17 protein-coding genes are annotated in these 17426 nt (G+C 65.3%); 12 read left to right on the top strand and 5 right to left on the bottom strand.

What is annotated here, in order from left to right:
* The gene (locus tag P2G62_RS14500; RefSeq protein WP_275735625.1) at positions 1–639 is read right to left on the bottom strand and encodes a hypothetical protein; all 639 of its coding nucleotides are present in this window, start codon (positions 637–639) and stop codon (positions 1–3) included.
* 237 nt (positions 640–876) lie between these two features.
* Between P2G62_RS14500 and tkt the strand changes: the two genes are divergently transcribed.
* Together tkt and P2G62_RS14490 are read left to right on the top strand one after the other, a co-directional pair.
* A complete protein-coding gene (gene tkt / locus P2G62_RS14495) occupies positions 877–2895 on the top strand; it encodes a transketolase (protein ID WP_275735624.1) in 2019 nt (672 codons plus the stop codon).
* On the top strand, positions 2892–3812 hold the full coding sequence (locus P2G62_RS14490; protein WP_275735623.1) for a DMT family transporter: 921 nt from the start codon (positions 2892–2894) through the stop codon (positions 3810–3812). The genes tkt and P2G62_RS14490 overlap by 4 nt, the downstream gene beginning before the upstream one ends.
* A gap of 13 nt (positions 3813–3825) precedes the next feature.
* On the opposite strand, the gene P2G62_RS14485 is transcribed toward P2G62_RS14490, so the two are convergent.
* Positions 3826–4809, bottom strand: coding sequence for a DUF1223 domain-containing protein (locus P2G62_RS14485; protein WP_275735622.1), 984 nt, complete (start codon positions 4807–4809; stop codon positions 3826–3828).
* A gap of 260 nt (positions 4810–5069) precedes the next feature.
* On the opposite strand from P2G62_RS14485, the gene acnA reads away from it, so the two are divergent.
* From acnA to P2G62_RS14465, 4 genes are all read left to right on the top strand, one after another.
* Positions 5070–7823, top strand: a complete 2754-nt coding sequence (acnA, locus tag P2G62_RS14480) for an aconitate hydratase AcnA (RefSeq protein ID WP_275735621.1) — start codon at positions 5070–5072, stop codon at positions 7821–7823.
* A gap of 141 nt (positions 7824–7964) precedes the next feature.
* Positions 7965–8921 carry an acyltransferase family protein gene (locus P2G62_RS14475; RefSeq protein WP_275735620.1) on the top strand — a complete coding sequence of 319 codons (957 nt, stop codon included), beginning with the start codon at positions 7965–7967 and terminating at the stop codon, positions 8919–8921.
* A gap of 62 nt (positions 8922–8983) precedes the next feature.
* Complete coding sequence (locus P2G62_RS14470; RefSeq protein WP_275735619.1) at positions 8984–9292, top strand: TM2 domain-containing protein; 309 nt, start codon at positions 8984–8986, stop codon at positions 9290–9292.
* A gap of 92 nt (positions 9293–9384) precedes the next feature.
* Positions 9385–9549 carry a hypothetical protein gene (locus P2G62_RS14465; RefSeq protein ID WP_275735618.1) on the top strand — a complete coding sequence of 55 codons (165 nt, stop codon included), beginning with the start codon at positions 9385–9387 and terminating at the stop codon, positions 9547–9549.
* Between the two features lie 43 nt (positions 9550–9592).
* On the opposite strand, the gene P2G62_RS14460 is transcribed toward P2G62_RS14465, so the two are convergent.
* Both P2G62_RS14460 and P2G62_RS14455 read right to left on the bottom strand, forming a co-directional pair.
* Positions 9593–10393, bottom strand: coding sequence for a DUF3445 domain-containing protein (locus P2G62_RS14460; RefSeq protein ID WP_275735617.1), 801 nt, complete (start codon positions 10391–10393; stop codon positions 9593–9595).
* 126 nt (positions 10394–10519) lie between these two features.
* Positions 10520–10972 carry a DUF6314 family protein gene (locus P2G62_RS14455; RefSeq protein WP_275735616.1) on the bottom strand — a complete coding sequence of 151 codons (453 nt, stop codon included), beginning with the start codon at positions 10970–10972 and terminating at the stop codon, positions 10520–10522.
* A 77-nt stretch (positions 10973–11049) separates the two neighbouring features.
* Here P2G62_RS14455 and purB point away from each other — a divergent pair, with 77 nt between their 5' ends.
* The 6 genes from purB to P2G62_RS14425 all read left to right on the top strand — a co-directional run bounded on the left by purB (position 11050) and on the right by P2G62_RS14425 (position 16888).
* Positions 11050–12354: an adenylosuccinate lyase gene (purB, locus tag P2G62_RS14450; protein WP_275735615.1), complete on the top strand. Its 1305-nt coding sequence runs from the start codon at positions 11050–11052 to the stop codon at positions 12352–12354.
* A gap of 157 nt (positions 12355–12511) precedes the next feature.
* Positions 12512–13549 (top strand): FliG C-terminal domain-containing protein, encoded by a 1038-nt coding sequence (locus tag P2G62_RS14445; protein WP_275735723.1) that lies wholly within the window; start codon positions 12512–12514, stop codon positions 13547–13549.
* A 307-nt stretch (positions 13550–13856) separates the two neighbouring features.
* Positions 13857–14861, top strand: a complete 1005-nt coding sequence (gap, locus tag P2G62_RS14440; protein WP_275735614.1) for a type I glyceraldehyde-3-phosphate dehydrogenase — start codon at positions 13857–13859, stop codon at positions 14859–14861.
* Positions 14862–14896: 35 nt separating this feature from the next.
* The gene (locus P2G62_RS14435; protein WP_275735613.1) at positions 14897–15040 is read left to right on the top strand and encodes a hypothetical protein; all 144 of its coding nucleotides are present in this window, start codon (positions 14897–14899) and stop codon (positions 15038–15040) included.
* 92 nt (positions 15041–15132) lie between these two features.
* Positions 15133–16137 carry a type I glyceraldehyde-3-phosphate dehydrogenase gene (gap, locus tag P2G62_RS14430; protein WP_275735612.1) on the top strand — a complete coding sequence of 335 codons (1005 nt, stop codon included), beginning with the start codon at positions 15133–15135 and terminating at the stop codon, positions 16135–16137.
* 118 nt (positions 16138–16255) lie between these two features.
* On the top strand, positions 16256–16888 hold the full coding sequence (locus P2G62_RS14425; protein WP_275735611.1) for a MarC family protein: 633 nt from the start codon (positions 16256–16258) through the stop codon (positions 16886–16888).
* A 2-nt stretch (positions 16889–16890) separates the two neighbouring features.
* Here the strand turns inward: P2G62_RS14425 and coaD are convergent, their stop codons facing one another.
* Positions 16891–17388 carry a pantetheine-phosphate adenylyltransferase gene (gene coaD / locus P2G62_RS14420; protein WP_275735610.1) on the bottom strand — a complete coding sequence of 166 codons (498 nt, stop codon included), beginning with the start codon at positions 17386–17388 and terminating at the stop codon, positions 16891–16893.
* Positions 17389–17426: the final 38 nt, after the last annotated feature.

Genomic DNA, 17426 nt, shown 5'->3' with positions numbered 1-17426 from the left:
TCAATTGCCCCCCATTGCGTCCTGCGCGGCCAGGATCGGTTCGATACTGCCCAGAATATCGTTCAGTTCCTTGACCTCGGCGGCGCGCGCGGCGCGCAGCGCCTCCAGTTCGGCCTGCATCGCGCGGTTGAGCAGATGCGGCGCCAGATCGGCGCCCGCCTCAAGCAAGGCGCGGTTGGCTTCGGCCAGATCGGTGTTGGCGCGTTTCAGCCGCGCCAGTTCGGCCTGCGCGGCATCGAAGCTGCGGGTCGTTTGCGCCAGACGCTTTTCCAGCGTGGACAGGGTGGTTTCCTGCTTTTCACGGATCGCGCGCACCCGTTCGGACAGCTGCGCATTGGCCATGCGCTCGGCTTCGAGCGCCTCGCGCAGCCGGGCCAGTTCGGCCTCGTGTGCGGCGCTGGCCTGGGCCGCAGCCGCATTGCGCAGCGCTTCGGGAATGTCGTCCCCTGCGGTTTCGGCTTCGGGCGGTTCGGAGGGGGCTTCCGGCTCGGGTTGGGGCGCGGGCGCGGCGGCGGCCTCCAAAGCTTCGGCCAGGGCGGCCTCGGCCTCGGCCTTGCGCAGGCTCAGCGTCTCGACCCCACGCATCGCGCGCTCCAGCGCATAGCTGATCCGGCGCTCAAATTCGGCAATCTCTGTCATCCGCCCGCTTCCTTCCTTCATGCGCGGCCCTGTCACCGGCCCTGCGCAAGCCTGCAGGCGGCGCGAATCGCGCACGCCCCTGCTATGTGTCAGTTTAACCAACAAGCCGGGGGCAAGCCCACCCTTTTGCATCAATGACTTGGCTGCACGGGGCGATTGGCGCGCTTGATCTTGCCCCGATCCCTGCTATCAGGGGGCAAAGTTACCGCCAACACTGCTGCGAAAGAGGATAGCCCCTTGGACATCGCCACGCTCCGCGCCACCCACCCCGATCACTGGAAACTTGCGACGGCGATCCGTGCGCTGGCGATGGATGCCGTGCAGGCCGCCAATTCCGGCCATCCCGGCATGCCGATGGGCATGGCCGATGTGGCGACGGTGCTGTATCGCAACCACCTGAAATTCGACGCCAAGGCGCCGAACTGGGCGGATCGCGACCGCTTCATCCTGTCGGCGGGTCATGGCTCGATGCTGCTTTATGCGCTGCTGCACCTGACCGGTTACGAGCAATCGACCCTGGAAGAGATCAAGAACTTCCGCCAGTGGGGCTCGCGGATGGCGGGGCACCCGGAATACGGCCATCTGGAAGGCGTTGAAACGACGACCGGCCCGCTGGGTCAGGGGATCTCGACCGCCGTCGGCATGGCGATTGCCGAAAAGTCGATGAAGGCGCGCTTCGGCGCCAAGATCGTCGATCACAAGATCTGGGTCATCGCGGGCGACGGCTGCCTGATGGAGGGCATCAGCCAGGAGGCGATCGGTCTGGCCGGCAAGCAGGAACTCGATAACCTGATCGTGCTGTGGGACAACAACAACATCACCATCGACGGGCGCGTGACCGTGTCGGACATCACCGATCAGCATGCGCGCTTTGCCGCCTCGGGCTGGACGGTGCTGGCCTGCGACGGCCATGACCCGGCCGATATCGACCGCGCGCTGACCGAGGCGAAGAAGGCCAAGGGCCCGGTTCTGGTGGATTGCAAGACGATCATCGGCTTCGGCAGCCCCAACAAGGCCGACAGCTATTCGGTCCACGGCGCGCCGCTGGGCGATGCCGAAATCGCGCTGACCCGCGAAGTCTATGGCTGGGGCTACGGCCCGTTCGAGATCCCGGCCGAGATCAAGGCCGAGTGGGAAGCCATCGGCGCCAAGGGTGCGGCGGCGCATGCCGAATGGGCGGCCCGTCTGGACGCGCTGAGCGGCGCGAAGAAGGCCGAGTTCGAGCGGCAGATGAGCCATGGCGTGCCGAAAAAGCTGGCCGGCGCGATCCGCGCCTTCAAGAAGGCCAATTCCGAAGCTGCGCCGAAGGTCGCGACCCGCAAGGCCAGCGAAATGGTGCTGGCGGCGATCAACCCGGTGGTGCCCGAAACCATGGGCGGTTCGGCCGACCTGACCGGCTCGAACCTGACCAAGACCTCGGACATCTCGGACTTCATGCCCGACAACCGCAAGGGCCGGTATCTGCGCTACGGCATCCGCGAACACGGCATGTCGGCGGCGATGAACGGTCTGTATCTGCATGGCGGCGTGCGGCCCTATGGCGGCACCTTCTTCTGCTTCACCGATTACGCCCGCGGCGCGATGCGTCTGTCGGCGCTGATGGGGGTTCCGGCGGTTTACGTCATGACCCATGACAGCATCGGTCTGGGCGAGGATGGCCCGACCCACCAGCCGGTCGAGCATCTGGCGATCTGCCGCGCGACGCCGAACACCTGGACCTTCCGTCCCGCCGATGTGATCGAGACGGCCGAAGCCTGGGAACTGGCGATCTCGGCCGAGACGACGCCTTCGGTGCTGGCGCTGTCGCGTCAGAACCTGCCCACGCTGCGCAAGGCCCACACCAACCAGAACATGGTCGCCAAGGGCGCCTATGTGATCGAGGAAGCGGCGGGCAAGCGTCAGGCGATCATCATGGCCAGCGGCTCGGAAGTGGAAATCGCGCTGAAGGCGCGCGACCTGCTGCAGGCCGAGGCGATCGGCACCCGGGTCGTGTCGATGCCCTGCATGGAGCTGTTCGCGGCACAGGACGAATCCTATCGTCGCAAGATCCTGCCGCCCGGCGCGGTGCGCGTGGCCGTCGAGGCCGCCGTGCGCCAGCCCTGGGATCGCTGGCTGCTGGGCGAACGCGGGACCGAGAAGAAGGCCGATTTCGTCGGCATGTCGAGCTTCGGTGCCTCGGCCCCGGCCGACCGGCTTTATGCCGAATTCGGAATCACCCCCGAGGCGGTCGCGGCCAAGGTCAAGGCACTGCTGTGAGCGCAAGGACCAGCCAGATTATCGAGGGGGGGCCGGTTGCGGCCCCCTCTGTCGTTGCGGCCCCCCGTCCAGGGCGGGGCATCGCGCTGCTGTTGGCGGCGCTGGTGTTGTTCACGCTGATGGATGCCGCGGCCAAGCATCTGGGCACGCGTTATCATCCGGCGCAGGTGGTCTGGGCGCGGTTTGCGGTGAACAGCCTGATCCTGCTGGCGATCTTCGGGCCGCGCATTCCGCGCCTGATCCGCAGCCGACAGCCGGGCACGCAGGTGCTCCGCGCGCTGGCGCAGCTGGCAACGGTGGTGCTGTTCTTCGGGGCGATCCGCTATATCGGGCTGGCCGAGGCCGCGGCCCTGACCGACCTGAACCCGGTGCTGATTACACTGGGCGCAGCACTGTTTCTGGGCGAGAAGCTGGGCCCTCGCCGCCTGATCGGCATTGGCGTGGCCTTCGCGGGGGCGATGATCATTCTGCGCCCGGGCGTGGGGGTGATGCATCCCGCCGCCCTGCTGGCACTTGCGGCGGCATTTTCCTACACGGCGGGCGCCCTGCTGACGCGGGTCGTGCGCGGCGATGGTCTTGCCACGTCGATGCTGTGGTCGGCGCTGGTCGGCACCACCCTCAGCTCGCTGGCCGTGCCGTTCTTCTGGCAGCCGGTCGCGATGGGCGATCTGTGGATCTTTCTGGCCCTGGGCATTCTGGGCACCGCCGGTCAGGGCCTGCTGATCCTGGCCTTTTCCGAGGCCGAGGCAGGCACGCTGGCGCCTTTCGGCTATACCGGCCTGATCTTTTCAAGCGTCTGGGGATTTGTCTTCTTCAACCAGTTGCCCGACGGCTGGACGGTGCTGGGGGCTGCGGTGATCGTGGCGGCGGGGCTTTATGTCTGGGCGCGCGAACGGCAGGCGGCGCGGCAGGGGTAAAACTGCGGGCGGTTCACTCCAGCCGCCCGGCCGCCAGAATCCGCCCCGGCAGCGGTGCCGATTTGCCCGGGCGCGCGGCTTGCACGATGACCACGGCGGGCTCTTCGCCCTCGATCTTGGCATTCAGCCGGGTCGGGGTGCGCCCGTCCCATTCGGCCACCGCGTGCCAGGCGGTCACGACATTGGCGTAATCCAGCTGCAATCCGGCATTTTCACCGCGCAGGATTTCCACGCGCGCCTGCGGGGCATAGCGCACGATCTGGACCACCGTCCCCTGATCGAGCGGCGGATTGGCCGAAAGCTCGATCTGATACTGCCCCTTGCCACCGGAAATCGTGATCTGCACCGGCCCGGGCGCGGCATTCTCGGCAATCAGCGCATCCAGCGCCTGCGCCGAGGGGCCGACCAGCGCCTGATCGCCGTCGACGATCATCTGCGGCGTGTAGATCGTGCGCTCGCCCTTGGACCGGGCATAGGCCTTTTGCCGGGCGGTGAAGGCGGGCTGCGCGAAGGGGTCTTCCCAGCCCAGATAATCCCAGTAGTCGACATGCAGCGCCAGCGCGATCACATCGGGGCGCGGCGCGATCGCGGCCAGCAGTTCGTCGGCGGGCGGACAGGCAGAGCACCCCTGAGATGTAAAGAGTTCGACGACAACCGGGCTGCGCACAAGCGCCGGGGCGGCGGCGGAAGCGGTCGGATCAACGGCACCAATCCCGGCGGCCACACCTTCGGCGAGCGCAGCCCCGCCCTCGCTGACGGCAGCGCCGATCGTTTCGGCCACAGCCCCCGCCAGCTCGCCGGCCCCTTGCACCGCGGCCCCCAGGCTGCCACTGCTGCCACTGCTGCCCGGCTGCGCAGATGAGGGCGCAGCCCCCTGCGCAGGCCCGGAGGGAACACCTTGCGCCAGCGCCGTCCCGGTCATCATGCCAGCCAGAACCCCGGCCGCAGCCAAAGTCCGCCAGGAACCGATTGCCAAGCTGCCGTGCGCGCGTGTCATAGTGCCTCTTTTCGTTCCACTCCTTCCTAAGCCGCACCCTGCCCCTTTGCCAATCAAGGTTTTGCGATTTCCGTGACGAAACCCTGTGGTTTGCGCCAGTATGACCGGCCTCTTCTGGGGATTGGCGGCGGTTCCGGCGGTTGGGGTGAAAATTCTGTGTGCAATGGTATACAAAAAACACTGCCCCCCCTTGATCGACTCTGTCCAATCGGGCAAACACCCTTCAGCGACACCCTATTCATGCCAAGGGAGGCCATCAGATGCCCATCGTCACCGGACAGGACACCGCCAAGACCCGCCGCAAGCTCACGGCCGGCGGCAAGACCGTTTCCTATTTCTCCATTCCCGCCGCGCAAGAAGCTGGCCTGGGCGATTTCTCGAAGCTGCCGGCTTCGCTGAAAGTCGTGCTGGAAAACATGCTGCGCTTCGAAGACGGCGGTTTCACCGTTTCGGTCGACGACATCAAGGCCTTTGCCGAATGGGCCACGCTGGGCGGCAAGAACCCGCGCGAGATCGCCTATCGCCCGGCGCGCGTGCTGATGCAGGACTTCACCGGCGTTCCGGCCGTGGTCGACCTGGCCGCGATGCGCGACGGCATCAAGGCCCTTGGCGGTGACGCGAAAAAGATCAACCCGCTGGTGCCCGTCGATCTGGTCATCGACCACTCGGTGATGATCGACGAATTCGGCACGCCGCGCGCCTTCCAGAAGAACGTCGATCTGGAATACGAGCGCAACATGGAGCGTTACCAGTTCCTGAAATGGGGCCAGGGCGCGTTCGACAACTTCCGCGTCGTTCCCCCGGGCACCGGCATCTGCCACCAGGTGAACGTCGAATATCTGGCCCAAACCGTCTGGACCGACACCGACCAGAACGGTGAAACCGTCGCCTACCCGGACACGCTCGTCGGCACCGACAGCCACACCACCATGGTCAACGGCCTGGCGGTTCTGGGCTGGGGCGTGGGCGGGATCGAGGCCGAGGCCGCGATGCTGGGCCAGCCGATCTCGATGCTGATCCCCGAAGTCGTGGGCTTCAAGCTGACCGGCGAGATGGTCGAAGGCACCACCGGCACCGACCTGGTGCTGAAGGTCGTGCAGATGCTGCGCAAACACGGCGTGGTCGGCAAATTCGTCGAATTCTACGGTGAAGGCCTCGACAAGCTGCCGCTGGCGCAGCGCTCGACCATCGCCAACATGGCCCCCGAATACGGCGCCACCTGCGGCTTCTTCCCGATCGACGCCGAAACCCTGCGCTATCTGCGCCAGACCGGCCGTGACGAAGACCGCATCGCGCTGGTCGAAGCCTATGCCAAGGAAAACGGCTTCTGGCGTGGCCCGGACTATGCGCCGATCTACTCGTCGCATCTGGAACTCGACATGGGCACCATCGTGCCGGCGATCTCGGGCCCGAAACGCCCGCAGGATTACCTGCCGCTGACCGACGCGAAATCGACCTTCGCCAAGGTCGTGGCCGAATATCGCGGTCTCGACATTTCCGAAGACGCCAAGGACATGGCCGATGAAGGCCCGGTCGCGACCAAGCCGATCAGCGTGTGCAAATCGGTGCCGGTCGAGGGCAAGGACTATCAGGTCGGCGACGGTTCGGTCGTGATCGCCTCGATCACGTCCTGCACCAACACCTCGAACCCCTATGTTCTGATCGGGGCCGGTCTGGTGGCGCGTAAAGCGCGTGCCCTTGGCCTGAGCGCGAAGCCCTGGGTCAAGACCTCGCTGGCGCCTGGCTCGCAGGTCGTCGAAGAATACCTGAAGGCCGCGAACCTGCAGGAAGACCTCGACGCGCTTGGCTTCAACATCGTCGGCTTCGGCTGCACCACCTGCATCGGCAACTCGGGGCCGCTGGGCGATCCGGCGATCTCGAAAGCGATCAACGACAACGATCTGGTCGCCGCCGCCGTGCTGTCGGGCAACCGCAACTTCGAAGGCCGGATCAGCCCGGACGTGCGCGCCAACTTCCTGGCCTCGCCGCCGCTGGTCGTCGCCTATGCGATCGCGGGCGACATGAACATCGACCTGTCGAGCGAACCGATCGGCACCTCGAAAGACGGCAAGCCCGTGTTCCTGAAGGACATCTGGCCGACCGACGCCGAGATCGCCGAACTGGTCGAGAAATGCGTGACCCGCGAGGCCTTCCTGTCGAAATACGCCGACGTGTTCAAAGGCGACGCGAAATGGCAGGCGGTGGAGACCTCGGAAGGGGAAACCTACGACTGGCCGGCCAGCTCGACCTACATCCAGAACCCGCCCTACTTCCGCGGCATGTCGAAAGAAGCCGGTGCGATTTCGAACATCCGCAACGCGCGGGTGCTGGCGGTGCTGGGCGACATGATCACCACCGACCACATCAGCCCCGCGGGCTCGTTCAAGCCGACCACCCCGGCCGGCAAATACCTGACCGAGCGCCAGGTCGCGCCGAAGGACTTCAACAGCTATGGCTCGCGCCGCGGCAACCACGAAGTCATGATGCGCGGCACCTTCGCCAACATCCGCATCAAGAACGAGATGCTGGACGGCGTCGAGGGCGGCTACACCAAGGGCCCGAACGGCGAACAGACCTCGATCTACGACGCCTCGATGGAATACCAGGAGGCCGGCATCCCGCTGGTGATCTTCGGTGGTATCGAATACGGCGCGGGCTCGTCGCGTGACTGGGCGGCCAAGGGCACCAACCTGCTGGGCGTCAAGGGCGTGATCGCCGAAAGCTTCGAGCGGATCCACCGTTCGAACCTGATCGGCATGGGCGTCATCCCGTTCGAGTTCACCGGCGGCGACAACCGCAAGACGCTGGGCCTGACCGGTGACGAGGTGGTGACCATCGAAGGGCTGGAAGGCGAGATCAAGCCGCTGTCGCTGGTGCCCTGCACCATCACCTACAAGGACGGCACGGTGAAGACGATCCAGCTGAAGTCGCGCATCGATACCGCGGTCGAGATCGAATACCTCGAAAACGGCGGCGTGCTGCACTATGTGCTGCGCAACCTGGCCAAGTCGTAAGACACGGCCGAAAGATTGCAAAAGGCCCCGCGGTTGCGGGGCCTTTTTCGTTGGGCAAGGACAGCACCATTTCCAGAAAAGGCCGCGATCGCGTAGAAAGGCCCGATGGGGGCCATCCCCGATTCCCCGTGCAGGTGATCCGTGACCGCCCCACCCTCTGCCCGTCTTGTCGGGCTTGACCTGCTGAAACTGTTTTTGGCGCTGCTGGTCGTCACGATCCATGCCAACCCGCTCAAGGAGATCTCGGCCGAGGCCACCTGGCTTTTGGGCAATGGGGTGGCGCGCATTGCGGTGCCGGGGTTCTTCTGCGTGGCGGGGTACATGTTCCGCCCCGAGGTGCCGGGCCGGTCGCGCCGGTTGGTCCTGCGCTACCTGTGGCTGCACCTGTTGTGGCTGACGCTTTATCTGCCGTTCTGGTGGCCCTCGGTCGCCTCGGGCGGGGTGATGCAATATCTGAAACTCTGGGTCTTTGGCTGGTGGCAGCTGTGGTTCCTGACCGGGCTGGCGATGGCGCTTGCGGGCGCGGCGCTGGTGTGGCGCTGGCGGATCGGCGCGCTGCTCGTGCTGGCACTGGGGTTGTTCACGCTGGGCTATCTGTTGCAGATCGCACGGATGGAGCATTGGGTGCCGCGCAGCTGGTGGCCGCTGCTGGTGCGCAACGGGGTGCTGCTGGGCCTGCCGTTCTTTCTGCTGGGGCATCTGCTGCGGCGCGCGGGGATTGACCGGCGGATCGGTTTTGCCCCCGCCCTCACGCTGGGGATCGCCGGGCTGGGGCTGAGCGTGGCCGAAACCATGGCGCTGCGCCATGTGGCCGACCCGGCGCATCCGCTGGCGCCCGAGACGCTGATCGCCGCGCTGATTGCCTGCCCGGCGCTGGTGGTGGCCGCCGTGCGCGCGCCGCCCCTGCCCGCCTGGCTGTCGGCATGGCCCCTGGGCACAGTGTCGGCGGGGATCTATTTCCTGCACATAGGCTTCGTGATCGCGCTGACGCGGTTTTACCCCCTGCCGCGCGCCGAGGTCTATCTGATCGCTGTCACCGGATCTGTGCTGCTGACGCTGGCCTTGATCCGGCTGCGGCTGGCGGGGCGGCTGTTTTAGCGTCGCCCCCTTGCAGCCTCCGCGCGCCCACCCCATATCCGGGTCATGTTAAGGAGGTTCACATGACCGACACCCGCGCGCTCTATATCGAGCAACGCATCGCCAATGAAACGGCCTCGCCGTTCGTGGCCTATCTGCTGTGGTTCTTCCTCGGCATGTTCGGCGCGCACCGGTTCTATCTGGGGCGCTGGATGTCGGGGCTGCTGATGCTGGCGCTGTTCGGCATCGGTTCGGCGCTGGCCTTCATCCTGATCGGCTATATCCCGCTGGCCTTCGTCGGGCTGTGGTGGCTGATCGACGCGCTGTTGATCCCCGGCATGATCGCCGCCGACCGCGCCGAATTGCGCTGGCGGCTCTCAGGCGGCTGGTAAAGCCCGCGCCGGCTGTGCCGCGCACCCCGCTTGCACCGGCCCCCGGTTTCGGGCAAGAGCAACCCCACCCATAGCAACGCGAGGGCAACACCATGGATTACAGCAAGTCAGGCGGCGCGCGCCCCGGCAAGAACGCCCCGCGCCACAGCGAACATAACGCCAAGGGCAGCACCAAGAATCCGTTCGGCGCCCAAACCAAGAAAGCCGAACTTCTGGCCCGGATGAAAGCCGCCGCCGAGGCCAAGAAACAGGGCTGAGGCCAGGCGCCGGGCCTTCAGCCCAGGGCCAGCAAAACCGGGTTCACGCCGCCTCGCGGATCGGAAACTCCACCAGCGCGGCCGCCTGTTCGGGGCTCAGATCGGCGGGATCGACCACATAGGTGTGGATCGAAAACGCCACGGCGCCGCTTTCGGGCAACCGCACAAGCCCCTGACGTTCCACGCGAATATAGGGCAAGTCGCCCTCGGGGGCACGCCCCTGCGCCTCCAGTCGCGGGTTGTGCAGGGCGGCGTTCGAATGATGCGCCGTGCCGCGCATCAGAACGCGCCCGGGCTGCACCCCGTCCAGCAGGCGCTGCACCCGCGCGCCCAGATCTTCGGTATATTTCGCGACCGGCACATGAATGCCCATCATCGCCCGGCCCAGCTTTTCCGCCAGGGTCCAGCCCGCCGGGAAACACAGCGCCGCGCCGGTCAGCACATGGCCCGGCGCGCCGCTGACATCGGGGCCCGGCTGCATCAGGCACAGATCCTCCTGCACCAGCCGCCCGAGCGTGGCCATCGGCTGCGCGGGGTCAAGGGCGACCTCGATGCCATCGGGGCGGCGCACCCGGTCCGGCGCGCAGTCGAACCCCAACGCCGGCAATTGCCCCAGCACCAGCGTCAGCAACTCGTTCGCCGCTGCCTGCGCACGGGGCATCAGCGCCAGCACCTTGTCGGGGACTTCCGCGATCAGCCGGTCACGCTCGGCCATCTGCGCGGCATAGGCATCGTCCACCTCCAGCCAGTCGGCCATCTCGATCGGCACGATCCCGGGCAGGCGCCGGGTGCGCGGGTCGGCCCAGGGGGCGAAGGGCAGTGTTTTCTGGCGGATCAGACTCATGCGGGCAGGCTGCATCCGGGCGCGGGCAAAGACAAGGGGCTCTGCCCCCTCTGGGTGCAAGCACCCATTCACCCCCGGGATATTTCGACCAGAAAGAACACAGATACCCCGGTCTTTCTTTCTGGTTCAAATATCCCGGGGGACGCCCGTCAGGGCGGGGGGCAGCGCCCCCTGTGCCGGGTGATAGTGCGAAACCATCGTGTAATCCTTGCGCGGGCCACGCACCCGCCAGCGCGCCTGCCAACGGGGCCAATCGCCGAAATCATAGGTGACCCGGTAATCGTCCGGGTCGCACCAATGCGAAGCCTGCGGATTTGCGGGGTCGAAATCGTGGAACGGGCGGCCATCGGCATGATCGACGCAGATCCGCCCGGCTGCCTCGCGCCACAGATAGCACCGCTCGGCCTGCATGGCGGACAATCCCGGCAGGTGCAGATGGCCCGCCTCGCGATAGTGCAGCGCGCCATCTTGAGGATGGAAACGGGCCTGCCCGACAAACCGGGCCGTGGTGCCATCGCCCTGCACGATCTGGCGCAGAAGGTCCCAATCGCCCAGAAAATCCGTCAGTTTCGGCCCCATCGTCCCGCCTCTGCCTTGCCCCAAAGCCCTGCGCAGTCTAGAAGCCCGGCAACCCCGTTACAATGAAGAGGCCGCCAATGATCCCGCGTTATTCCCGCAAAGAGATGGTCGACATCTGGGAACCCGCCACGAAGTTCAAGATCTGGTATGAGATCGAGGCCCATGCCTGCGACGCGCAGGCCGATCTGGGCGTGATCCCGCGCGCCAGCGCCGAGGCGGTCTGGACCGCGAAGGACGTGGAATTCGACGTGGCGCGGATCGACGAGATCGAGGCCGTGACCAAACATGACGTGATCGCCTTCCTGACCCATCTGGCCGAGCATATCGGCTCGACCGAGGCGCGGTTCGTGCATCAGGGCATGACCTCGTCGGATGTGCTGGATACCACGCTGAACGTGCAGCTGGTGCGCGCCGCCGACATCCTGCTGGCCGACATGGACCGGGTTCTGGCCGCGCTGAAGAAACGCGCCTATGAACACAAGGACACGGTGCGCATAGGGCGCAGCCACGGCATCCATGCCGAACCCACCACGATGGGGCTGACCTTTGCGCGCTTTTATGCCGAGATGGACCGCAACAAGGCCCGCCTGCAAAATGCCCGTGAAGAAGTCGCCACCGGCGCGATCTCGGGCGCGGTCGGCACCTTTGCCAATATCGACCCGGCGGTCGAGGAACATGTCTGTGCGAAACTGGGCCTGCGCCCGGAACCGATCAGCACGCAGGTCATCCCGCGCGACCGTCACGCGATGTTCTTTGCGACGCTGGGCGTGATCGCCAGCTCGATCGAGAACGTCGCGATCGAGATCCGCCACATGCAGCGCACCGAGGTGCTGGAAGCCGAAGAGTTCTTCTCCAAGGGCCAGAAGGGCAGCTCGGCGATGCCGCACAAGCGCAACCCGGTGCTGACCGAAAACCTGACCGGCCTGTCGCGTCTGGTGCGCATGTGCGTGGTCCCCGCGCTGGAGAATGTGGCGCTGTGGCACGAGCGTGACATCAGCCACAGCTCGGTCGAGCGCGGGATCGGCCCGGATGCGACGATCACCCTTGATTTCGCGCTGAACCGTCTGGCGGGCGTGATCGAGAACCTCGTGATCTACCCCGACAACATGCTGAAAAACATGAACAAGTTCCGCGGCCTGGTGATGAGCCAGCGGGTGCTGCTGGCGCTGACGCAGGCGGGTGTGTCGCGCGAGGACGCCTATCGTCTGGTGCAGCGCAACGCGATGAAAGTCTGGGAACAGGGCGCGGATTTCAAGACCGAACTGCTGGCCGACCCGGAAGTGACGGCGGCGCTGAGCCCGGCCGAGATCGAGGAAAAATTCGACCTCGGTTATCACACCAAACACGTCGACACGATTTTCAAGCGCGTCTTCGGCGCCTGAGACGGCTGACATGACCGGCAAAGAGGGGGCGGGATTTCCGCCCCCTTTTCGCTGCGCGCCCGAATTTCCCGATGCAGGGTAACCCGGTCTTAACGCGGCCTATGCAAGGCTGCGTCAACAGGCAGACCAGGAGGACCCGGTGAACGCGATTGCCCAGATGACACCGCTTGGCCAGATCGCCGGGATGGGTTCCGCGCGCCCGGGGCTGAGCAAGAAGCAGAAGGCCGCGATCATCGTGCGGCTGCTGTCCTCGGAAGGGGCGAAGCTGCCGCTGTCGGATCTGAGCGAAGATCAGCAAACCGCGCTGACCGAACAGATCGCGGCGATGAAGCTGATCGACAAGGGCACATTGCAGGATGTGGTTGCGGAATTCTGCGAAGAGCTGGAGGCGGTCGGCCTGGCCTTTCCCGGGGGGCTGGACGGGGCGCTGTCGCTGCTGGACGGGCAGCTGTCGGCCTCGGCGGCGAACCGGCTGCGGCGGCTGGCCTCGGGCAGTTCGCGGGCTGACCCTTGGGAACGGCTGGCAGGTCTGTCGGCCGATGTGCTGCTGCCCGTCCTGCAGGAGGAAAGCACCGAGGTGGGCGCGGTGATGCTGTCGAAACTGTCGGTGGCCAAGGCGGCGGAGCTGCTGGGCAAGCTGCCGGGCGACAAGGCGCGCCGGGTGGCCTATGCGGTGTCGCTGACCGGCAATGTCGCCCCCGATACCGTGCATCGGATCGGTCAGGCGCTGGCGCAACAGCTGGATGCGGCACCGCCCAAGGCCTTTGACGTGGGGCCGGTGGAGCGGGTCGGGGCGATCCTGAACTATTCGGCGGCGGCGACACGCGATTGCGTGCTCAAGGGGCTGGAGGAAGAGGATCAGGTCTTTGCCGATCAGGTCAAGAAGGCGATTTTCACCTTCACCAACATTCCGGCCCGGATCGAGCCGCGCGATATTCCCAAAATCCTGCGTGCGGTGGATCAGGCCAAGCTGATCGTGGCACTGGCGGGGGCGAAAGGGGCGGACGAGAAGGCGGTCGAATTCATCCTGGCCAACATGTCGCAACGGATGGCCGCAAGCCTGCGCGACGAAATGGCGGCGCTTGGCAAGGTCAAGGACAAGGATGCCGAAGAGGCGATGGGTCTGGTGGTGAACGCGATCCGCGAGATGGAGGCTGCGGGGGAAATTTTTCTGGTGGCCGAGGACGAGGAGTGACGCACGGCCAGGACCGGCCTGCCATAGCTGCGCTGTGTGCGCCCGCCATACAGCCTGCGGCCGGGTTCGACTCACCTTGCGACAAGGGCGATTCTGTCGTCTTCTTCGCGCCTGTGGGCGCCCCCGCCGGGCCACAGGCGGTGCACAAGGATGCGCCGCTTTGCCGCTAACGTTACCGCCAACACCCGATGTTTCCGCTATCACCTTGAAACGGCGGGTTTTCCGAAAGGGCAGAGCGTGGTATCGCCATGCCAGAATTCGCATGGACCCGCGAGCGACCCCGCATCGCCCAGTCAGGAGAGCGCATATGACCGTCACCATCGGGATCAACGGCTTCGGCCGCATCGGCCGCTGCACGCTTGCCCATATCGCCGAAGCCGCGCGCAATGACGTGCAGGTTGTCAAGATCAACGCCACCGGCCCGATCGAAACCAACGCCCATCTGCTGAAATACGACTCGGTGCATGGCCGGTTCGGCGGCCCGGTCAAGATCTCGGGCAAGACGCTTGATCTGGGTCAGGGCCCGATCGAGGTGATGTCGACCTACAACCCCGACGAGCTGAACTGGGATGGCGTCGACGTCGTGCTGGAATGCACCGGCAAATTCAACGCCCGTGACAAGGCCGCCGTTCACCTGACCCGCGGCGCGAAACGCGTGCTGGTCTCGGCCCCGGCCACCAATGCCGACCTGACCGTGGTGTATGGTGTGAACCACCGCGCGCTGAAGGCCGATCATCTGGTCGTGTCGAACGGGTCGTGCACCACGAACTGCCTGGCGCCGCTGGCCAAGGTGCTGAACGACACGATCGGCATCGAATCCGGCATCATGACCACGGTGCACAGCTACACCGGCGATCAGCCGACGCTGGACCGCCGCCACAAGGACCTGTATCGCGCCCGCGCCGCGGCGATGGCGATGATCCCGACCTCGACCGGCGCCGCCAAGGCGATCGGCGAAGTGCTGCCGGAACTGGCCGGCAAGCTCGACGGCACCGCGCTGCGCGTGCCCACGCCCAACGTCTCGGCGGTCGATCTGACCTTTGTCGCCGGCAAATCGGTGACCAAGGATGAGGTCAACGAAATCGTGCGCGAGGCCGCGCAGGGCTACATGGGCATGGTCCTGGCCTATGACCCCGAGCCGAAAGTCTCGATCGACTTCAACCACACGCCCTATTCGTCTATCTTCGCCCCCGACCAGACCAAGGTCACCGGCGGCAAGCTGGTGCGGGTTCTGGCCTGGTATGACAACGAATGGGGCTTCTCGTGCCGGATGGCCGATGTGGCCGGCGCCATGGGGCGGCTTTTGCAATAAATCCGGGCGCATAGGCCCGGTGACAGAGGGACGGAATGAACACTCCCATCGCCATCGGGCTCGCAGCCTTGGTCATTATTTGCGCTCTGGTCGACGGTTTTGCCAACGACTGGAGCGCTTCTGTTTTTCTGGCCCGAAAAATCGTCGATCTTCTGGATTATGTCGCCTTCTGGCGCTGAGAGCCCTAGCTTTCAATTGACCTTTTGCGCGGAAAGGCGATGTTAGCGCTAAGCGCAGATTGTGCTGCAGCGCAGAGCCAGAGGAGACTGAGATGACGGTCAAGGTAGCGATCAACGGATTTGGGCGGATCGGGCGTAACGTGCTGCGTGCCATCATCGAATCGGGCCGCACCGATATCGAGGTGGTGGCGATCAACGATCTGGGGCCGGTCGCGACCAACGCCCATCTGCTGCAGTTCGATTCTGTCCATGGTCGCTTTCCGGTCGAGGTGAAATCCACCGCCGGCACGATCGACGTGGGCCGCGGCCCGATCGAGGTCACCGCGATCCGCAACCCCGCCGAACTGCCCTGGGCGCATGTCGATATCGTCATGGAATGCACCGGCATCTTCCGCGACCGGGAAAAGGCCGCGGTCTATCTGGAAAACGGCGCTAGCCGGGTGCTGGTTTCGGCGCCGTCGAAAGGGGCCGACAACACCATCGTCTACGGCGTGAACCACGACACGCTGACCGCCGATCAGCTGATCGTCTCGAATGCCAGCTGCACAACGAACTGTCTGGCGCCGGTGGCCAAGGTGCTGCACGACAAGATCGGCATCGTCAAAGGTTTTATGACCACGATCCACAGCTACACCGGCGATCAGCCGACGCTGGACACGATGCATTCCGACCTCTATCGCGCCCGCGCCGCCGCGATGAGCATGATCCCCACCACCACAGGGGCCGCCAAGGCCGTGGGGCTGGTGCTGCCCGCGCTGAAGGGCAAGCTTGACGGTGTGGCGATCCGCGTGCCGACGCCGAACGTCTCGGTCGTCGATCTGACCTTCGAAGCCGCGCGCGACACCACGGTCGAGGAAATCAACGAGGCGATCATCGCTGCCGCTGGGGCCGGGCCGCTGAAGGGCATCCTGAACTACACCGCGCGGCCGAATGTCTCGATCGACTTCAACCACGACCCGCACAGCTCGACCTTCGCGCTGGATCAGACGCATGTGATGGATGGCCGGATGTGCCGCATCCTGACCTGGTATGACAACGAATGGGGCTTCTCCAACCGGATGAGCGACACCGCCGTGGCGATGGGCAAGCTGATCTGAGGCCGACTCTCGGAAATTCCAAGATACATCAAAGGGCTGGCGCGAATGTGAGCGCCAGCCCCTTTGTTTTTCACCGCCCGCTCGGTACAACACGGCATCTCCCTGAAAGGACCGTCTGTTGCTTTCCCCCGCCCAGCTTTTGCAGGAATTCATCACCCTCTGGGTCGTGATCGACCCGATCGGCACATTGCCGGTGTTTCTGGCCGTCACCCAGGGAATGAGCGCCGCGCATCGCCGGTCGGTCGCGCTGCGGGCGATTGTCGTTTCCTTCGGGGTGCTGACCGCCTTCATCGTTCTGGGTCAGATCGTTCTGGACGCGTTGGGGTTGGCCCTGCCCGCCTTTCAGATCGCGGGCGGGATCGTGCTGTTCCTCTTCGCGCTGACAATGATTTTCGGCCACTCCAAGCCCGAGGATGAAATCGCCGCCGCCGAGCGGGTGCGCCAGACCTCGGTGTTTCCGGTGGCCATTCCGTCGATCGCCTCGCCCGGGGCGATGCTGGCGGTGGTGATCCTGACTGACAATGATCGTTTCTCAGTGGCGCATCAGGCGCTGACGACGGCGATGATGGGGTTGGTGCTGCTGGTGACGCTGGCGATCATGCTGCTGGCCGAACCGCTGCACCGGGTGATCGGCACCACCGGCGCGGCCGTCATCAGCCGCGTGATGGGCATGATCCTGGCCGCCGTAGCCGTGGATGCGGTGCTGCGCGCCTTCGTGACGATCGGCGCGCTGCCCGGACTCGGGATGTAGGCTCAGACCTTGCCGAAACGCGCCATCAGCGCGTCCTTGACCGCAGGCGTGACGAAGCGCGACACATCGCCATCCAGCCGGGCGATTTCCTTCACCAGTTTCGAGGCAATCGCCTGACGCCGGGCGTCGGCCATCAGGAACACCGTCTCGACGCTGGCATCCAGCGCGCGGTTCATGCCGACCATCTGGAATTCATATTCGAAATCGGCCACCGCGCGCAGGCCACGGATGATGACATTGGCGCCGACGTCGCGGGCGCAATGGATCAGCAGGTTTTCAAACGGATGCACGACGATTTCCCCGCCACAGCGCGCGGTGATCTCGGCGCATTCCGCCTCGATCATCGACACGCGCTCTTCCAGGTTGAACAGCGGCCCCTTGTCGCGGTTGATCGCAACCCCGATCACCAGACGATCCACCAGCGCCAGCGCGCGTTGGATAATGTCGATATGTCCCAGGGTTACCGGGTCAAAAGTGCCAGGGTAGAGGCCAATGCGCATCGCGGTGCTCCTTGGGTGCCAATCACGACATGGTGAGG

The sequence above is a fragment of the Paenirhodobacter sp. CAU 1674 genome, from assembly GCF_029222945.1.
Classification (GTDB): Bacteria; Pseudomonadota; Alphaproteobacteria; order Rhodobacterales; family Rhodobacteraceae; genus Rhodobacter.
The sequence above is the reverse complement of the archived record's forward strand: the minus strand, read 5'-3'. Positions and strand labels throughout refer to the sequence as shown.

What these genes read in the sequence shown, in the direction of transcription:
- coaD (WP_275735610.1), bottom strand. Translation starts at nt 17,388, where the DNA reads ATGCGCATTGGCCTCTACCCTGGCACTTTTGACCCGGTAACCCTGGGA.
- P2G62_RS14460 (WP_275735617.1), bottom strand. Translation starts at nt 10,393, where the DNA reads ATGAGTCTGATCCGCCAGAAAACACTGCCCTTCGCCCCCTGGGCCGAC.
- P2G62_RS14470 (WP_275735619.1), top strand. Translation starts at nt 8,984, where the DNA reads ATGACCGACACCCGCGCGCTCTATATCGAGCAACGCATCGCCAATGAA.
- P2G62_RS14485 (WP_275735622.1), bottom strand. Translation starts at nt 4,809, where the DNA reads ATGACACGCGCGCACGGCAGCTTGGCAATCGGTTCCTGGCGGACTTTG.
- P2G62_RS14500 (WP_275735625.1), bottom strand. Translation starts at nt 639, where the DNA reads ATGACAGAGATTGCCGAATTTGAGCGCCGGATCAGCTATGCGCTGGAG.
- P2G62_RS14445 (WP_275735723.1), top strand. Translation starts at nt 12,512, where the DNA reads ATGACACCGCTTGGCCAGATCGCCGGGATGGGTTCCGCGCGCCCGGGG.
- P2G62_RS14435 (WP_275735613.1), top strand. Translation starts at nt 14,897, where the DNA reads ATGAACACTCCCATCGCCATCGGGCTCGCAGCCTTGGTCATTATTTGC.
- P2G62_RS14465 (WP_275735618.1), top strand. Translation starts at nt 9,385, where the DNA reads ATGGATTACAGCAAGTCAGGCGGCGCGCGCCCCGGCAAGAACGCCCCG.
- acnA (WP_275735621.1), top strand. Translation starts at nt 5,070, where the DNA reads ATGCCCATCGTCACCGGACAGGACACCGCCAAGACCCGCCGCAAGCTC.
- gap (WP_275735612.1), top strand. Translation starts at nt 15,133, where the DNA reads ATGACGGTCAAGGTAGCGATCAACGGATTTGGGCGGATCGGGCGTAAC.
- P2G62_RS14455 (WP_275735616.1), bottom strand. Translation starts at nt 10,972, where the DNA reads ATGGGGCCGAAACTGACGGATTTTCTGGGCGATTGGGACCTTCTGCGC.
- gap (WP_275735614.1), top strand. Translation starts at nt 13,857, where the DNA reads ATGACCGTCACCATCGGGATCAACGGCTTCGGCCGCATCGGCCGCTGC.
- purB (WP_275735615.1), top strand. Translation starts at nt 11,050, where the DNA reads ATGATCCCGCGTTATTCCCGCAAAGAGATGGTCGACATCTGGGAACCC.